Origin of the sequence: Ichthyenterobacterium magnum (assembly GCF_003610635.1) — a bacterium.
GTDB classification, from domain to species: Bacteria; Bacteroidota; Bacteroidia; order Flavobacteriales; family Flavobacteriaceae; genus Ichthyenterobacterium; species Ichthyenterobacterium magnum.
Genome location: NZ_RAQJ01000006.1, coordinates 73,420 through 87,197 on the forward strand (window position 1 = coordinate 73,420; position 13,778 = coordinate 87,197).

The 13,778-nt window shown below is 34.7% G+C and carries 25 protein-coding genes; all 25 read right to left on the minus strand.

Annotation, left to right across the window (positions count from 1 at the left end):
* Nucleotides 1-8: 8 nt before the first annotated feature.
* On the minus strand, nucleotides 9-1,364 hold the full coding sequence (gene secY, locus BXY80_RS12455; protein ID WP_120202433.1) for a preprotein translocase subunit SecY: 1,356 nt from the start codon (nucleotides 1,362-1,364) through the stop codon (nucleotides 9-11).
* 13 nt (nucleotides 1,365-1,377) lie between these two features.
* Complete coding sequence (gene rplO / locus BXY80_RS12460; RefSeq protein ID WP_120202435.1) at nucleotides 1,378-1,830, minus strand: 50S ribosomal protein L15; 453 nt, start codon at nucleotides 1,828-1,830, stop codon at nucleotides 1,378-1,380.
* Between the two features lie 9 nt (nucleotides 1,831-1,839).
* On the minus strand, nucleotides 1,840-2,022 hold the full coding sequence (gene rpmD, locus BXY80_RS12465) for a 50S ribosomal protein L30 (protein WP_120202437.1): 183 nt from the start codon (nucleotides 2,020-2,022) through the stop codon (nucleotides 1,840-1,842).
* Between the two features lie 12 nt (nucleotides 2,023-2,034).
* Nucleotides 2,035-2,559, minus strand: coding sequence for a 30S ribosomal protein S5 (gene rpsE, locus BXY80_RS12470; protein WP_120202439.1), 525 nt, complete (start codon nucleotides 2,557-2,559; stop codon nucleotides 2,035-2,037).
* Between the two features lie 6 nt (nucleotides 2,560-2,565).
* Entirely contained in the window at nucleotides 2,566-2,922 is a 357-nt protein-coding gene (rplR, locus tag BXY80_RS12475) for a 50S ribosomal protein L18 (protein WP_120202441.1), read from the minus strand.
* A gap of 10 nt (nucleotides 2,923-2,932) precedes the next feature.
* On the minus strand, nucleotides 2,933-3,475 hold the full coding sequence (gene rplF, locus BXY80_RS12480) for a 50S ribosomal protein L6 (protein ID WP_120202443.1): 543 nt from the start codon (nucleotides 3,473-3,475) through the stop codon (nucleotides 2,933-2,935).
* Between the two features lie 11 nt (nucleotides 3,476-3,486).
* A complete protein-coding gene (gene rpsH / locus BXY80_RS12485) occupies nucleotides 3,487-3,885 on the minus strand; it encodes a 30S ribosomal protein S8 (RefSeq protein WP_120202445.1) in 399 nt (132 codons plus the stop codon).
* Nucleotides 3,886-3,947: 62 nt separating this feature from the next.
* Nucleotides 3,948-4,217: a 30S ribosomal protein S14 gene (gene rpsN, locus BXY80_RS12490; protein WP_099563531.1), complete on the minus strand. Its 270-nt coding sequence runs from the start codon at nucleotides 4,215-4,217 to the stop codon at nucleotides 3,948-3,950.
* A 4-nt stretch (nucleotides 4,218-4,221) separates the two neighbouring features.
* Nucleotides 4,222-4,773, minus strand: coding sequence for a 50S ribosomal protein L5 (gene rplE, locus BXY80_RS12495; RefSeq protein WP_120202447.1), 552 nt, complete (start codon nucleotides 4,771-4,773; stop codon nucleotides 4,222-4,224).
* Between the two features lie 2 nt (nucleotides 4,774-4,775).
* Nucleotides 4,776-5,087 (minus strand): 50S ribosomal protein L24, encoded by a 312-nt coding sequence (rplX, locus tag BXY80_RS12500; RefSeq protein WP_120202588.1) that lies wholly within the window; start codon nucleotides 5,085-5,087, stop codon nucleotides 4,776-4,778.
* An 11-nt stretch (nucleotides 5,088-5,098) separates the two neighbouring features.
* Entirely contained in the window at nucleotides 5,099-5,467 is a 369-nt protein-coding gene (gene rplN / locus BXY80_RS12505) for a 50S ribosomal protein L14 (protein WP_040248536.1), read from the minus strand.
* Nucleotides 5,468-5,469: 2 nt separating this feature from the next.
* Entirely contained in the window at nucleotides 5,470-5,727 is a 258-nt protein-coding gene (gene rpsQ, locus BXY80_RS12510; RefSeq protein WP_006988541.1) for a 30S ribosomal protein S17, read from the minus strand.
* 18 nt (nucleotides 5,728-5,745) lie between these two features.
* Nucleotides 5,746-5,937, minus strand: coding sequence for a 50S ribosomal protein L29 (gene rpmC / locus BXY80_RS12515; protein ID WP_120202448.1), 192 nt, complete (start codon nucleotides 5,935-5,937; stop codon nucleotides 5,746-5,748).
* Between the two features lie 12 nt (nucleotides 5,938-5,949).
* Nucleotides 5,950-6,369 carry a 50S ribosomal protein L16 gene (rplP, locus tag BXY80_RS12520; RefSeq protein ID WP_120202450.1) on the minus strand — a complete coding sequence of 140 codons (420 nt, stop codon included), beginning with the start codon at nucleotides 6,367-6,369 and terminating at the stop codon, nucleotides 5,950-5,952.
* A 20-nt stretch (nucleotides 6,370-6,389) separates the two neighbouring features.
* Nucleotides 6,390-7,103, minus strand: a complete 714-nt coding sequence (rpsC, locus tag BXY80_RS12525) for a 30S ribosomal protein S3 (protein WP_120202452.1) — start codon at nucleotides 7,101-7,103, stop codon at nucleotides 6,390-6,392.
* 8 nt (nucleotides 7,104-7,111) lie between these two features.
* Nucleotides 7,112-7,519, minus strand: a complete 408-nt coding sequence (gene rplV / locus BXY80_RS12530) for a 50S ribosomal protein L22 (RefSeq protein WP_120202454.1) — start codon at nucleotides 7,517-7,519, stop codon at nucleotides 7,112-7,114.
* Between the two features lie 6 nt (nucleotides 7,520-7,525).
* Entirely contained in the window at nucleotides 7,526-7,804 is a 279-nt protein-coding gene (gene rpsS, locus BXY80_RS12535; protein ID WP_120202456.1) for a 30S ribosomal protein S19, read from the minus strand.
* A 10-nt stretch (nucleotides 7,805-7,814) separates the two neighbouring features.
* Nucleotides 7,815-8,642 carry a 50S ribosomal protein L2 gene (gene rplB / locus BXY80_RS12540; protein WP_120202458.1) on the minus strand — a complete coding sequence of 276 codons (828 nt, stop codon included), beginning with the start codon at nucleotides 8,640-8,642 and terminating at the stop codon, nucleotides 7,815-7,817.
* 10 nt (nucleotides 8,643-8,652) lie between these two features.
* A complete protein-coding gene (gene rplW, locus BXY80_RS12545; protein WP_120202459.1) occupies nucleotides 8,653-8,943 on the minus strand; it encodes a 50S ribosomal protein L23 in 291 nt (96 codons plus the stop codon).
* Nucleotides 8,944-8,950: 7 nt separating this feature from the next.
* Complete coding sequence (rplD, locus tag BXY80_RS12550; RefSeq protein ID WP_120202461.1) at nucleotides 8,951-9,580, minus strand: 50S ribosomal protein L4; 630 nt, start codon at nucleotides 9,578-9,580, stop codon at nucleotides 8,951-8,953.
* A complete protein-coding gene (gene rplC, locus BXY80_RS12555) occupies nucleotides 9,580-10,197 on the minus strand; it encodes a 50S ribosomal protein L3 (protein ID WP_120202463.1) in 618 nt (205 codons plus the stop codon). Before rplC ends, rplD begins: the two co-directional genes overlap by 1 nt.
* 153 nt (nucleotides 10,198-10,350) lie before the next feature.
* The gene (rpsJ, locus tag BXY80_RS12560) at nucleotides 10,351-10,656 is read right to left on the minus strand and encodes a 30S ribosomal protein S10 (RefSeq protein WP_106461997.1); all 306 of its coding nucleotides are present in this window, start codon (nucleotides 10,654-10,656) and stop codon (nucleotides 10,351-10,353) included.
* 11 nt (nucleotides 10,657-10,667) lie between these two features.
* Nucleotides 10,668-12,794, minus strand: coding sequence for an elongation factor G (fusA, locus tag BXY80_RS12565; protein WP_120202465.1), 2,127 nt, complete (start codon nucleotides 12,792-12,794; stop codon nucleotides 10,668-10,670).
* A 6-nt stretch (nucleotides 12,795-12,800) separates the two neighbouring features.
* A complete protein-coding gene (gene rpsG / locus BXY80_RS12570) occupies nucleotides 12,801-13,277 on the minus strand; it encodes a 30S ribosomal protein S7 (protein ID WP_120202467.1) in 477 nt (158 codons plus the stop codon).
* A gap of 22 nt (nucleotides 13,278-13,299) precedes the next feature.
* Entirely contained in the window at nucleotides 13,300-13,674 is a 375-nt protein-coding gene (gene rpsL, locus BXY80_RS12575; RefSeq protein WP_019386263.1) for a 30S ribosomal protein S12, read from the minus strand.
* Between the last annotated feature and the right edge of the window lie 104 nt (nucleotides 13,675-13,778).

Here is a 13,778-nt window from a genome sequence, read left to right on the forward strand (position 1 = left end):
GTTATATATTAAGCTACTGCCTTTCTATTTTTACCAGTTTTCATCAAGCCATCATAATGCTTATTCAACAAATATGAATTTACTTGTTGCATAGTATCTATTGCAACTCCAACCATAATTAATAGTGATGTACCACCAAAGAATAATGCCCAACCAGCTTGTACATCCATAAGTTTAACAATAATTGCAGGGAACACAGCAATAAGTGCTAAAAATATAGAACCTGGTAATGTAATTTGCGACATTATTTTATCTAAATATTCTGATGTTTCTGTTCCTGGTCTAATCCCTGGAATAAAACCGCCACTACGTTTTAAATCATCAGCCATTTTGTTTGTTGGAACCGTAATTGCTGTATAGAAATATGTAAATATGATTATTAACAATGCAAATACAAGGTTATACCAAAACCCAAAGATATCTGAGAATTGTGCTTGCATCCATGCTCCTGCAGTAGAATCTTTTAAAAGTGATGATCCACCAATTAAACTAGGCACAAACATTATTGCTTGAGCAAAAATTATTGGCATTACTCCAGATGCATTTAATTTTAATGGTAAAAATTGTCTAGATCCAAATACATTTTTTTCATATCCGCCAGAAGCAGTACGTCTTGCGTATTGAACAGCTATTTTACGAACTGCCATTACTAGCATAACAGATCCCATAATAATAACAAACCAAATAACCATTTCTATTAATATCATCATTAAACCACCATTTCCTCCTCCATCTAAACGAGATGCAGCATTTTGTATAAACGATTGTGGCAAGGTTGCAATAATACCAACCATAATTAATAATGAAATACCATTACCAATACCTTTATCTGTAATTTTCTCTCCTAACCACATTGCAAATACACATCCTGTTACTAAAATGATAACAGATGACACGTAAAACAATGGTCCAGTTCCTAATAAAAATGCAGATTGAGGAATACCGAATGCTGTTGGTAAACTTGCTAAATAACCTGGTGCTTGCACCAAACAGATAGCTATGGTTAACCAACGTGTTATTTGTGTAATTTTCTTTTGTCCACTTGCGCCTTCTTTTTGTAGCTTTTGTAAATAAGGAATTGCAATCCCCATTAACTGAACAACAATAGAAGCAGAAATGTAAGGCATAATACCAAGTGCAAAAACTGAAGCATTAGCAAAGGCACCACCTGTAAACATATTAAGTAATCCTAATATACCTTCACCAGTACCATCTCTTAATCCTCCTAATTGACTTGCATCAATACCTGGAAGTACAACTTGAGCACCAAAACGGTACACTAAAAGTAAACCAAGTGTTAGCATGATTCTGTCTTTTAGTTCAGTTATCTTCCAAACATTTTTTAAAGTTTCTATAAATTTCATACGTTAAGTTGTCTTATAAAGTTACCGCTTCTCCACCTGCAGCTTCTATAGCAGCTTTTGCTGAAGCAGTAAATTTATGAGCAGTTACTGTTAATTTTGATTTTAATTCACCACGACCAAGAATTTTTACTAATTCATTCTTTCCCGCCAAACCTAAATCTACTAAGGTTTGAAAATCAACTGCATCCTTTATTTTCTTATTGTCTACTAACTCTTGTAATTTATCTAAGTTTACACCTTGATATTCTACTCTGTTAATATTTGTAAATCCAAATTTTGGTACACGTCTTTGAAGTGGCATTTGCCCACCTTCAAAACCAAGTTTTTTAGAATAACCTGAACGAGATTTAGCTCCTTTGTGACCACGTGTAGCAGTACCTCCTTTTCCAGAACCTTGTCCTCTACCTATTCTTTTGCCTTGATTCTTTACAGAACCTTCTGCTGGTTTTAAATTACTTAAGTCCATCTTATATTGTTATTTTGTTTCTTCAACAGAAACTAAATGTGAAACTTTACTTACCATTCCAAGAACACTTGGAGATGCATCGTGCTCAACTGTTTGACCAATTTTTTTTAACCCAAGAGCTTCTAAAGTTCTCTTTTGGTTTTTAGTACGATTAATTGCACTTTTTACTTTTGTTACTTTAATCTTTGCCATCGTCCTATTTAATTAACCGTTAAATACTTTTTCAAGTGAAATACCTCTATCTCTTGCGACAGTTTTTGCATCACGTAATTGTAATAAAGCATCGAAAGTTGCTTTTACAACATTGTGAGGGTTTGAAGACCCTTGAGATTTAGATAATACATCGTGTATACCTACAGCCTCAAGAACAGTTCTTACAGCTCCACCAGCAATTACACCTGTACCAGGAGCAGCAGGAATAATATTTACTCTTGCTCCACCATACTTACCTTTTTGTTCGTGTGGTAAAGTTCCTTTAATAATAGGAATTCTAACTAGGTTTTTCTTAGCATCTTCTACAGCTTTTGCTATTGCAGTTGCTACATCTTTAGATTTTCCTAAACCATGACCTACAACACCAGCTTCATCTCCAACTACTACTATAGCTGAAAAACCAAATGCTCTACCTCCTTTTGTTACTTTAGTAACTCTTTGTACACCAACCAAACGATCTTTAAGATCAATTCCACTTGGTTTTACTAATTCTGCGTTTTTATATTTTTGATACATAATGTCTTAGAATTTAAGTCCTGCTTCTCTAGCACCTTCTGCTAATGATTTTACTCTTCCGTGATATAAATATCCACCTCTATCAAAAGAAATGGTTTCTACACCTGCTTTAAGTGCTTTTTCAGCAACAGATTTACCTACTAATGCAGCTATTTCTGTTTTTGTTCCTTTTGCAGAATTAATGTCTTTATCTCTTGAAGATGCAGCGCTAATAGTTTTACCAGTCACATCATCTACAACTTGAGCATAAATTTCTTTATTACTTCTAAAAACAGCTAAACGCGGTCTTGCTTCTGTACCAGAAACAACTTTACGTATTCTGTTTTTTATTCTTAGTCTTCTTTCGTTCTTTGTTAATGCCATAACTAATTTATTAAGCTGATTTACCTGCTTTTCTTCTTAATTCTTCACCAACAAACTTAACACCTTTTCCTTTGTAAGGTTCTGGTTTTCTAAATCCGCGAATTTTCGCAGCAACTTGTCCTACCAATTGTTTATCGTGAGATGTTAATTTTACTATTGGGTTTTTTCCTTTTTCTGAAATTGTTTCAATTTTTACTTCTGGAGCAACGTTTAAAACAATATTGTGAGAAAACCCTAATGCTAAATCTAATTTTTGTCCTTGATTAGATGCTCTATATCCTACACCAACCAATTCTAATTCTTTAGTCCATCCTTTAGATACACCTTCAATCATGTTATTGATTAAAGATCTGTAAAGACCATGCTTTGCTCTTTGGTCTTTTTTATCTGACGAACGAGAAACGCTAACGTTTCCGTCTTCTACTTTTATCTCAACACCAGAATACTCTTGTGTTAATTCTCCAAGTTTACCTTTTACAGTTATTACGTTTTCTTTAACGTCTACTGTTACGCCTTCTGGAATTCCTACTGGGTTATTACCTATTCTTGACATATCTTTCTAATTTAGTAAACGTAACATAATACTTCACCACCAACGTTTTCTCTTTGCGCTTGTTTTCCTGTAATCACTCCATGAGAAGTAGAAACAATTGCAATTCCAAGACCGTTTAAGATTCTTGGCATTTCGTTAGCACTTGCATATTTACGTAAACCTGGTTTACTTATTCTTTGAATTTTTCTGATGACAGATTCTTTAGTCTCTTTATTGTACTTAAGGGCAATTTTAATTGTTCCTTGTACTGTCGAGTCATCAAATTTATAACTTAAAATATATCCTTGATCGAATAATATTTTAGTCATTTCTTTCTTTAAATTAGATGCAGGAATCTCAACCACTCTGTGATTTGCTTTTACTGCATTTCTAATTCTTGTTAGGTAATCCGCTATTGGATCTGTATTCATATCTATTAATTTGCGGTAACGGTTTTCGATATTATTATCAAACCTGTAACCAATTTATAATTCTACCAACTTGCTTTTTTAACTCCTGGTATTAAACCTTGGTTAGCCATTTCACGGAATGTTACACGTGAAATACCAAATGTTCTCATATACCCTTTTGGTCTACCTGTTAATTTACATCTATTATGCATACGAATAGGAGATGCGTTTTTTGGTAATTTTTGTAATGCTTCATAATCTCCAGCTTCTTTTAAAGCTTTACGTTTTTCTGCATATTTAGCAACTGTTTTTGCTCTTTTTACCTCACGGGCTTTCATTGATTCTTTAGCCATAATCTTAGTTCTTTTTAAAAGGTAAACCTAATTCTTTTAATAATGATTGTGCTTCTTTATCTGTATCTGCAGATGTCACAAATGTAATATCCATACCAGATATTTTATTGATTTTATCAATATCAATCTCTGGGAATATAATTTGCTCAGTAACGCCTAAGTTGTAGTTACCTCTACCATCAAATCCAGTAGCTTTAATTCCTCCAAAATCTCTTACACGTGGTAAAGCTGAAGTAATTAAACGATCTAAAAACTCATACATTTGCTCTCCTCTTAAAGTTACTCTAACGCCTATTGGCATTCCTTTACGTAATTTAAAAGATGCAACATCTTTTTTAGATAATGTAGCTACTGCTTTTTGACCAGAAATTTTAGTCATTTCATCAATAGCATGATCAATTAATTTTTTATCTGCAACTGCAGCTCCAACTCCTTTAGATATTACTATCTTTTTAAGTACTGGTACTTGCATTACATTTTTATAACCGAATTCTTCTGTAAGAGCAGAAACTACTTTGTCCTTATACTCTTGTTTTAATCTTGGAATGTAAGTCATAACTATATTACTTCATTAGATTTTTTAGAAAATCTTACTTTTTTATCACCTTCCATTTTATACCCAACTCTAGTTGTTTCTCCTTTAGAAGTTAACAATGATAAGTTTGATATATTAATGAATGCTTCTTTCTCTACAATGCCTCCTTGAGGGCTTTGTGCACTTGGTTTAGTATGTTTCTTAACCATGTTCACACCTTCAACGATAGCTTTGTTTTTTGCTATCTCTACTTTAAGCACTTTACCTTCTAATCCTTTATGATCTCCAGCAATTACTTTAACAGTATCTCCAGTTTTAATTTTAAGCTTTGTCATCTTTTTAGTCATTAAAGCACTTCAGGTGCTAATGATACAATTTTCATGAATTGTTTATCACGAAGTTCTCTAGCTACTGGTCCAAAAACACGTGTTCCTCTCATTTCTCCTGTTGGATTTAAAAGTACACAAGCGTTATCATCAAATCTAATATAAGATCCGTCTGGACGTCTCACTTCTTTTTTAGTACGAACAACTACTGCTGTTGATACTGCTCCTTTTTTAATGTTTCCATTAGGAGTAGCATCTTTTACTGAGACAACAATTTTATCTCCAATAGAAGCGTATCTTCTTTTTGTACCACCAAGAACACGGATAGTTAAAACTTCCTTTGCTCCAGTGTTATCAGCTACTTTTAATCTTGATTCTTGTTGTACCATAATTACTTCGCTCTTTCAATTATTTCTACTAATCTCCAACATTTAGATTTACTTAAAGGTCGTGTTTCCATGATCTTTACTGTATCACCAATGTTACAGTCGTTTGTTTCGTCGTGAGCAACATATTTCTTTGTTTTCAAAACGAATTTTCCATACATAGGATGTTTTACTTTTTTTACTTCGGCAACTACAATTGATTTTTGCATTTTGTTGCTAGTAACTACTCCTATACGTTCTTTTCTTAAGTTTCTTTTTTCCATCTTTCAGCCAGAATACAATTATTGTATTTCTCTTTTAGTTAATTCTGTTGCAATTCTTGCTACTGAACGTCTTACGTTACGTAACTGAATTGGATTTTCTAAAGGAGATATTGCATGAGCCATTTTTAGGTCTGCATAACTCTTCTTTGTTTCGCCAAGTTTTTCTTGTAACTCAGCTACTGTTAGCTGCTTAATTTCTGTTTGCTTCATAATATTATTTTATTAAGCTTCGTAATCTCGAGCTATAAGGAACTTCGTTTTTACTGGTAGCTTTTGTGCTGCTAAACGTAAAGCTTCTTTTGCTACGTCTACAGGTACTCCTGCTATCTCAAATAATACTCTTCCTGGTTTAACAACTGCCACCCAATACTCAACAGCACCTTTACCTTTACCCATACGTACTTCAAGAGGTTTCTTTGTAATAGGCTTGTCTGGAAATACTTTAATCCATAATTGCCCTTCTCTTTTCATATAACGTGTAGCAGCAATACGTGCAGCTTCAATTTGACGAGATGTTATAAACTTTGAGTCTAATGATTTTATACCAAACATTCCGTTTGAAAGCTGATGCCCTCTTCCAGAATTGCCTTTCATACGACCTTTTTGTTGCTTACGAAATTTTGTTCTTTTCGGTTGTAACATGTTTTCTTTTCTTTAAAAAATTACTTTCTACGACGAGATTGATTCTTGTTTCCTCGTCCACCTTTTCCTTGCTTTTTGGATAAACCAACTAGCGGAGAAAGTTCTCTTTTACCATATACTTCACCTTTCATGATCCATACTTTAACACCTAATCTACCATAAGTAGTATGTGCTTCAACTAAAGCATAATCAATATCAGCTCTAAATGTTGATAAAGGAATACGTCCTTCTTTGTAGTGTTCGCTACGTGCCATTTCAGCTCCATTTAAACGGCCACTAATTTGGATTTTAATTCCTTCAGCATTCATACGCATAGCAGCAGCAATAGCCATTTTTATTGCACGTCTATATGAGATACGATTCTCAATTTGACGAGCAACACTAGATCCTACTAAAAATGCGTCAAGTTCAGGTCTTTTAATTTCAAAGATGTTTAACTGAACTTCTTTTCCAGTAATTTTCTTAAGTTCTTCTTTTAACTTGTCTACCTCTTGACCACCTTTACCGATAATAATACCAGGTCTAGCAGTAGTGATAGTAACGGTTACAAGTTTAAGCGTACGCTCAATAATAACTCTAGATACACTAGCTTTTGATAAACGAGCATGGATATACTTTCTGATTTTATCGTCTTCAGCAAGTTTATCACCATAATCATTTCCACCATACCAGTTAGATTCCCATCCTCTGATAATTCCTAAACGATTTCCGATTGGATTTGTCTTTTGTCCCATATCTCTATTTAAGCTTGTGTGTTATTTTTAGCTCCAATCACAACTGTTACGTGATTAGATCTTTTTCTAATTCTGTGTGCACGACCTTGAGGTGCTGGACGTAATCTTTTTAACATTGATCCACCATCAACTCTAATTTCTTGCACAAATAAATCTGCATCTTCTATACTTGCATCTTCGTTTTTAGCTTGCCAATTAGCAATTGCTGATAATAACAATTTCTCTAAACGACGTGATGCTTCTTTAGAACTAAATCTTAATATTTGAAGTGCTTTTTCAGCTTTTTCACCTCTTACTAAATCTGCAACTAAACGCATTTTTCTTGGTGATGTAGGACAGTTATTAAGCTTTGCAAATGCAACTTTCTTTCTGTCTTCCTTAATAGCGTCTGCCATTTGTTTTTTACGACTTCCCATAGCTTACTATTTTTTACCTTTATTTTTTGCACCTGCATGACCTCTAAACGATCTTGTTGGTGAAAATTCTCCTAATTTATGACCTACCATATTTTCAGTAACATAAACTGGTACGAATTGACGACCATTGTGTACTGCAATTGTTTGACCAACAAAATCTGGAGTAATCATCGAGGCTCTAGACCAAGTTTTGATTACTGTTTTTTTGTTTGAAGCAACATTTTCTGCTACTTTTTTGTCTAATTTATAATGGATGTAAGGTCCTTTTTTTAATGAACGTGCCATATTATCTCAATTATTTCTTTCTACGTTCTACAATATATTTATTACTCGCTTTTGTCTTAGAACGGGTTCTATAACCTTTAGCAGGAATACCATTTCTAGAACGTGGATGTCCACCAGAAGATTTACCTTCTCCACCACCCATTGGGTGATCAACAGGATTCATTACTACTGGTCTTGTACGTGGACGTCTTCCTAACCATCTTGTTCTACCAGCTTTACCTGACACTAACAACTGATGATCTGAGTTAGACACTACTCCAATAGTAGCCATACAATCTACAAGTATTAAACGTGTTTCTCCTGAAGGCAATTTAACTGTTGCAAATTTACCATCTCTTGCCATTAACTGAGCAAATGCTCCTGCACTTCTTGCCATTACTGCTCCTTGTCCAGGACGCAATTCGATACAAGAAATAATTGTTCCTAATGGAATTTCGCTAAGCGGCATTGCATTTCCAATTTCTGGAGCTATACTACTAGTTCCTGAAACCACATTTTGCCCAACTTGTAAACCATTTTGAGCAATGATGTAACGCTTTTCACCATCTTGGTAGTTTAATAAAGCGATAAATGCTGTTCTGTTTGGATCGTACTCTATAGACTTAACTTCTGCTGGAACTCCAGTTTTGTTACGTTTAAAATCGATAATACGATACTTTCTCTTATGACCTCCACCTATATAGCGCATGGTCATTTTTCCTTGACTGTTTCTACCACCAGATCTTTTGTTCGGAACGAGTAAACTCTTTTCCGGCTTGTCAGTAGTAATGGCGTCAAATCCATTAACTACTCTAAATCGCTGACCTGCTGTGATTGGTTTTAATTTTCTTACTGACATTTTTGTCTAATTACATGTTACTGTATAAATCAATAGTCTCACCTTCCGCCAGTTGTACAATTGCTTTTTTAACAGCATTTGTTTTACCATGTTGAATACCAGTTTTTGTGAACTTAGTACTTCTATCTGGACGGACATTTATAGTACGAACTTTTTCAACAGAAACGCCATAAGCAGCTTCAACTGCTTTTTTGATTTCTACCTTGTTCGCCTTGGTATTCACTTGAAAGCTAAAACAGTTGTTTAACTCACTGTTTATAGTTGCTTTTTCTGTGATTATAGGTTTAATTAAGATACTCATGACTTTCTTATTTACTTAAATTCGATTCAATTTCTTCTAAAGAACTCTCTAAAAGAACTAGTTTATTTGCGTTCATAATTTTATAAGTGCTTAATTCTGAGTTAATTACAACGTCAGACCCTTTAAAATTACGTGATGACAAATATACATTATTATTTGAAGCACCCAACACAAACAATGATTTTTTGTCTTGGATATCTAAAGCTTTTAGTACTGCTGTAAAGTTTTTAGTCTTTGGCGCATCAAAATTAAAGTCTTCTAATACAACAATTGCCTTGTCATTTGCCTTCATAGTTAAGGCAGATTTACGTGCTAAACGCTTAAGGTTTTTGTTTAATTTGAAGTTATAATTTCTTGGTCTTGGGCCGAACATACGTCCACCACCTTTAAATACACCAGACTTGATACTACCAGCTCTTGCTGTACCAGTACCTTTTTGCTTTTTAATTTTACGTGTACTTCCTGTAATTTCTGCTCTTTCTTTAGCCTTATGTGTTCCTTGACGTTGGTTAGCAAGATATTGCTTAACATCTAAGTATACTGCATGATTATTAGGCTCAATAGCAAACACATCTTTAGAAAGGTCTACCTGTCTACCTGTGTCTTTTCCGTTTATATCTAAAACTGCTACTTTCATTACTTCTGAATAATTACATAAGAGTTTTTGTGTCCTGGAACACATCCTTTAACTACAAGTAAATTCTTTTCTGGAACTACTTTATATACTCTTAAATTTTCAACATTCACTCTTTCGCCACCCATTCTTCCGGCCATTTTCATTCCTTTAAATACTCTTGCAGGATATGAAGCAGCACCAATAGAACCTGGAGCTCTTAAACGGTTGTGTTGACCATGCGTTGCTTGACCTACACCACCAAATCCATGACGTTTTACAACACCTTGGAAACCTTTACCTTTTGAAGTTCCAGCAATATCTACATACTCACCTTCTATAAAGTGCTCTACTGTTATTGCATCTCCTAATTTGTAATCTCCTTCAAATCCTTGAAATTCCGCGACTTTTGTTTTAACAGAAGTACCAGCTTTCTTGGCATGACCAATTTCAGCTTTTGTAGCACTTTTCTCTGTCTTGTCATCGAAACCAAGTTGAAGGGCACTGTACCCGTCTACCTCTTCGGTTCTGACTTGGGTAACGATACATGGTCCAGCTTCGATTACTGTACATGGAATATTCTTTCCATTTTCATCGAAAATGCTGGTCATACCGATTTTTCTTCCTATTAACCCAGACATAATTATTAATTTATTTATTGTTACTATTTATTAAAAATTCAAGGTCGAAAATACATTCGACCTTGAATTGTATTTTTACCGTTTTTCCTTAACCGATCGTTAAGGACATGTAACGAAAGTTATTTACTTTCGATAGTACGTCGTCTTACTTGCTTACACCTTAATCTCTACTTCAACTCCACTAGGTAATTCTAATTTCATTAAAGCGTCAATTGTTTTTGAAGATGAAGAGTAAATATCTAATAATCTCTTATAAGAGCTTAATTGAAATTGTTCTCTTGACTTCTTATTTACGTGAGGTGAACGTAATACAGTGAAAATTTTCTTGTGTGTTGGTAATGGAATTGGACCCGTTACAACAGCACCTGTGCTTTTTACTGTTTTTACAATCTTATCTGCAGACTTATCTACTAAGCTATGATCGTAAGACTTTAATTTTATTCTGATTTTTTGACTCATTTTCTTAAATTTTAAGCTTCAACACCTTTAGCTGCCTTAATTACTTCTTCAGATATATTTGAAGGTGTTTCAGCATAATGTGAAAATTCCATAGTTGATGTCGCACGACCTGATGACAATGTTCTTAATGTTGTTACATATCCAAACATTTCTGATAATGGTACAGTTGCTTTTACAGTTTTTGCTCCAGCTCTGTCTCCCATATCACTAACTTGACCACGACGACGATTTAAATCACCTACGATATCACCCATGTTTTCTTCTGGAGTGATTACTTCAAGCTTCATGATTGGCTCCATGATTACCGCTTTTGCAGCTTTTGCTGAATTTTTAAATCCGAGTTTCGCTGCTAATTCAAACGATAATTGATCAGAATCTACATCATGATAAGATCCATCGGTTAACGTTACTTTCATAGCATCAACTTCGTAGCCTGCTAATGGTCCGTTAACCATTGCCATTTTGAATCCTTTTTCAATTGAAGGGATAAATTCTTTAGGAACGTTACCTCCTTTAATTTCAGAAACGAATTCTAATCCTACTTTACCTTCTTCTGCTGGCTCTAATGTAAATACGATATCAGCAAATTTACCACGCCCACCAGATTGTTTCTTATAAACTTCTCTGTGTTCTGCACGTTGTGTAATGGCTTCTTTGTACTCTACTTGTGGTTGGCCTTGATTTACTTCAACCTTAAACTCACGCTTTAAACGATCAACAATAATATCTAAGTGAAGCTCACCCATTCCAGAAATAATAGTCTGTCCTGAAGCCTCATCAGTTCTTGCAGTAAATGTTGGATCTTCTTCAGATAATTTTGATAAAGCCATACCTAATTTATCAACATCGGCTTTTGTCTTAGGCTCAACCGCAATACCAATTACTGGATCTGGGAAGTCCATAGATTCTAAAACAATTGGATGTTTTTCATCAGACATAGTATCACCAGTCTTAATATCTTTAAATCCAACTGCTGCTCCAATATCTCCTGCTTCGATAAAATCGATAGCATTTTGTTTGTTTGAGTGCATTTGATAGATACGAGAAATACGCTCTTTTTTACCTGAACGGTTGTTCAAGATATAAGACCCAGCATCTAAACGACCTGAATAGGCGCGGAAAAATGCTAAACGACCTACAAAAGGGTCTGTAGCAATTTTAAATGCTAATGCAGCAAAAGGCTCTTTTACATCTGGTTTACGAATTTCTTCTTGATCTGTATTTGGGTTAGTTCCTACAATACCTTCTTTATCTGTTGGAGAAGGCAAATAACGACAAACAGCATCTAACAAAAACTGTACCCCTTTATTTTTAAACGCAGAACCGCAAATCATTGGAATGATAGCCATATCCATAACAGCAGCTCTAAGTGCAGCATGCACTTCTTCTTCTGTAATAGAATCTTCATCTTCCATGAATTTTTCAAGAAGGTTCTCATCATATGTTGCAACTTCTTCAATTAAAAGTGCTCTATATTTACGAGCTTCTTCTTTTAATTCTTCTGGAATATCGACAACATCAAAAGTTGCCCCTTGAGTTTCATCATGCCAAACGATAGCTCTGTTTTTTACTAAGTCGACGATACCCTTAAAATCTGCTTCGTCACCAATGTTTAAAACAATTGGCACAGCGTTAGATTTCAACATATCTTTCACTTGTTGACAAACAGCCATAAAGTTAGAACCTTGACGATCCATTTTGTTAACAAATCCAATTCTTGGCACTTTATAGTTATCTGCTAACCTCCAGTTTGTTTCAGATTGCGGCTCAACACCATCAACGGCACTAAACAAGAATACTAAACCATCAAGTACACGTAATGAACGATTAACCTCTACGGTAAAATCTACGTGACCTGGAGTATCAATAATGTTGAAGTGATATCCTTTTGTATCTGGAGTTGGATTTCCGTTTTCAATTGGAAACTGCCATGTACAAGTTGTAGCTGCAGATGTAATGGTAATACCTCTTTCCTGCTCTTGCTCCATCCAATCCATAGTTGCAGCACCATCATGTACCTCTCCAATTTTGTGAGACACACCTGTATAATACAGAATACGTTCTGTAGTTGTAGTTTTTCCTGCATCTATATGTGCAGCAATACCTATATTTCTTGTGAATTTTAAATCTCTTGCCATCTTAAATTAAAATCTAAAGTGTGAGAATGCCTTGTTTGCTTCTGCCATTTTGTGAGTATCAACTCTCTTTTTAACAGCTGCTCCTTCTTCTTTAGCTGCTGCTAAAATTTCTGCTGCTAATTTTTGAGGCATAGATTTTTCATTTCTTTTACGTGCATAACCGATAAGCCATTTCATTGCTGTTGAAACTTTACGATCTGGACGAATTTGCATTGGAATTTGGAATGTTGCTCCACCAACTCTACGACTACGTACTTCTACGTGAGGCATAACGTTAGATAATGCATCTTTCCATGTTTCTAATGCTGTTTTTTCTTCATCAGTCTTTTTTGATTCTACAATATCAATTGCATCATAGAATACTTTAAACGCTACAGACTTCTTTCCGTCCCACATCATCATGTTTACAAAACGAGTCACTAACTGATCGTTAAAACGAGGGTCTGGTAAAAGCGGTCTTTTTTTCGCTGCTCTTTTTCTCATGTCTTCTTCTTAAAGTTTTAAATTACTTCTTAGGGCGTTTTGCACCATACTTAGATCTACGTTGCGTTCTACCTGAAACACCTGCTGTGTCTAAAGCACCACGTACAATGTGATATCTAACTCCTGGCAAATCTTTTACCCTTCCACCTCTAACTAATACTATCGAGTGCTCTTGCAAGTTATGTCCTTCACCACCGATGTATGCATTAACCTCGTTTCCGTTTGTTAAACGAACCCTTGCTACCTTACGCATTGCTGAGTTAGGTTTTTTAGGTGTCGTTGTATAAACACGAGTACACACACCACGTCTTTGTGGACACGAATCTAAAGCAGCCGATTTGCTCTTCTTAGTTATTTTGGCTCTTCCTTTTCGTACTAATTGTGAAATTGTTGGCATATATTTCTATATAAATTTTATTAAACCCTCTCTTTTGAGGGCTGCAAAGGTAGAAATAAATTTGAATTTTTCAAACGGAAAACAATTAATTTCCAAAAGTTTAA

Excerpts from the sequence above, each read along its gene's own strand:
- secY (WP_120202433.1), bottom strand. The coding sequence starts at position 1,364 with ATGAAATTTATAGAAACTTTAAAAAATGTTTGGAAGATAACTGAACTA.
- rplO (WP_120202435.1), bottom strand. The coding sequence starts at position 1,830 with ATGGACTTAAGTAATTTAAAACCAGCAGAAGGTTCTGTAAAGAATCAA.
- rpmD (WP_120202437.1), bottom strand. The coding sequence starts at position 2,022 with ATGGCAAAGATTAAAGTAACAAAAGTAAAAAGTGCAATTAATCGTACT.
- rpsE (WP_120202439.1), bottom strand. The coding sequence starts at position 2,559 with ATGTATCAAAAATATAAAAACGCAGAATTAGTAAAACCAAGTGGAATT.
- rplR (WP_120202441.1), bottom strand. The coding sequence starts at position 2,922 with ATGGCATTAACAAAGAACGAAAGAAGACTAAGAATAAAAAACAGAATA.
- rplF (WP_120202443.1), bottom strand. The coding sequence starts at position 3,475 with ATGTCAAGAATAGGTAATAACCCAGTAGGAATTCCAGAAGGCGTAACA.
- rpsH (WP_120202445.1), bottom strand. The coding sequence starts at position 3,885 with ATGAATACAGATCCAATAGCGGATTACCTAACAAGAATTAGAAATGCA.
- rpsN (WP_099563531.1), bottom strand. The coding sequence starts at position 4,217 with ATGGCTAAAGAATCAATGAAAGCCCGTGAGGTAAAAAGAGCAAAAACA.
- rplE (WP_120202447.1), bottom strand. The coding sequence starts at position 4,773 with ATGACTTACATTCCAAGATTAAAACAAGAGTATAAGGACAAAGTAGTT.
- rplX (WP_120202588.1), bottom strand. The coding sequence starts at position 5,087 with ATGACAAAGCTTAAAATTAAAACTGGAGATACTGTTAAAGTAATTGCT.
- rplN (WP_040248536.1), bottom strand. The coding sequence starts at position 5,467 with ATGGTACAACAAGAATCAAGATTAAAAGTAGCTGATAACACTGGAGCA.
- rpsQ (WP_006988541.1), bottom strand. The coding sequence starts at position 5,727 with ATGGAAAAAAGAAACTTAAGAAAAGAACGTATAGGAGTAGTTACTAGC.
- rpmC (WP_120202448.1), bottom strand. The coding sequence starts at position 5,937 with ATGAAGCAAACAGAAATTAAGCAGCTAACAGTAGCTGAGTTACAAGAA.
- rplP (WP_120202450.1), bottom strand. The coding sequence starts at position 6,369 with ATGTTACAACCGAAAAGAACAAAATTTCGTAAGCAACAAAAAGGTCGT.
- rpsC (WP_120202452.1), bottom strand. The coding sequence starts at position 7,103 with ATGGGACAAAAGACAAATCCAATCGGAAATCGTTTAGGAATTATCAGA.
- rplV (WP_120202454.1), bottom strand. The coding sequence starts at position 7,519 with ATGGGAAGTCGTAAAAAACAAATGGCAGACGCTATTAAGGAAGACAGA.
- rpsS (WP_120202456.1), bottom strand. The coding sequence starts at position 7,804 with ATGGCACGTTCATTAAAAAAAGGACCTTACATCCATTATAAATTAGAC.
- rplB (WP_120202458.1), bottom strand. The coding sequence starts at position 8,642 with ATGTCAGTAAGAAAATTAAAACCAATCACAGCAGGTCAGCGATTTAGA.
- rplW (WP_120202459.1), bottom strand. The coding sequence starts at position 8,943 with ATGAGTATCTTAATTAAACCTATAATCACAGAAAAAGCAACTATAAAC.
- rplD (WP_120202461.1), bottom strand. The coding sequence starts at position 9,580 with ATGAAAGTAGCAGTTTTAGATATAAACGGAAAAGACACAGGTAGACAG.
- rplC (WP_120202463.1), bottom strand. The coding sequence starts at position 10,197 with ATGTCTGGGTTAATAGGAAGAAAAATCGGTATGACCAGCATTTTCGAT.
- rpsJ (WP_106461997.1), bottom strand. The coding sequence starts at position 10,656 with ATGAGTCAAAAAATCAGAATAAAATTAAAGTCTTACGATCATAGCTTA.
- fusA (WP_120202465.1), bottom strand. The coding sequence starts at position 12,794 with ATGGCAAGAGATTTAAAATTCACAAGAAATATAGGTATTGCTGCACAT.
- rpsG (WP_120202467.1), bottom strand. The coding sequence starts at position 13,277 with ATGAGAAAAAGAGCAGCGAAAAAAAGACCGCTTTTACCAGACCCTCGT.
- rpsL (WP_019386263.1), bottom strand. The coding sequence starts at position 13,674 with ATGCCAACAATTTCACAATTAGTACGAAAAGGAAGAGCCAAAATAACT.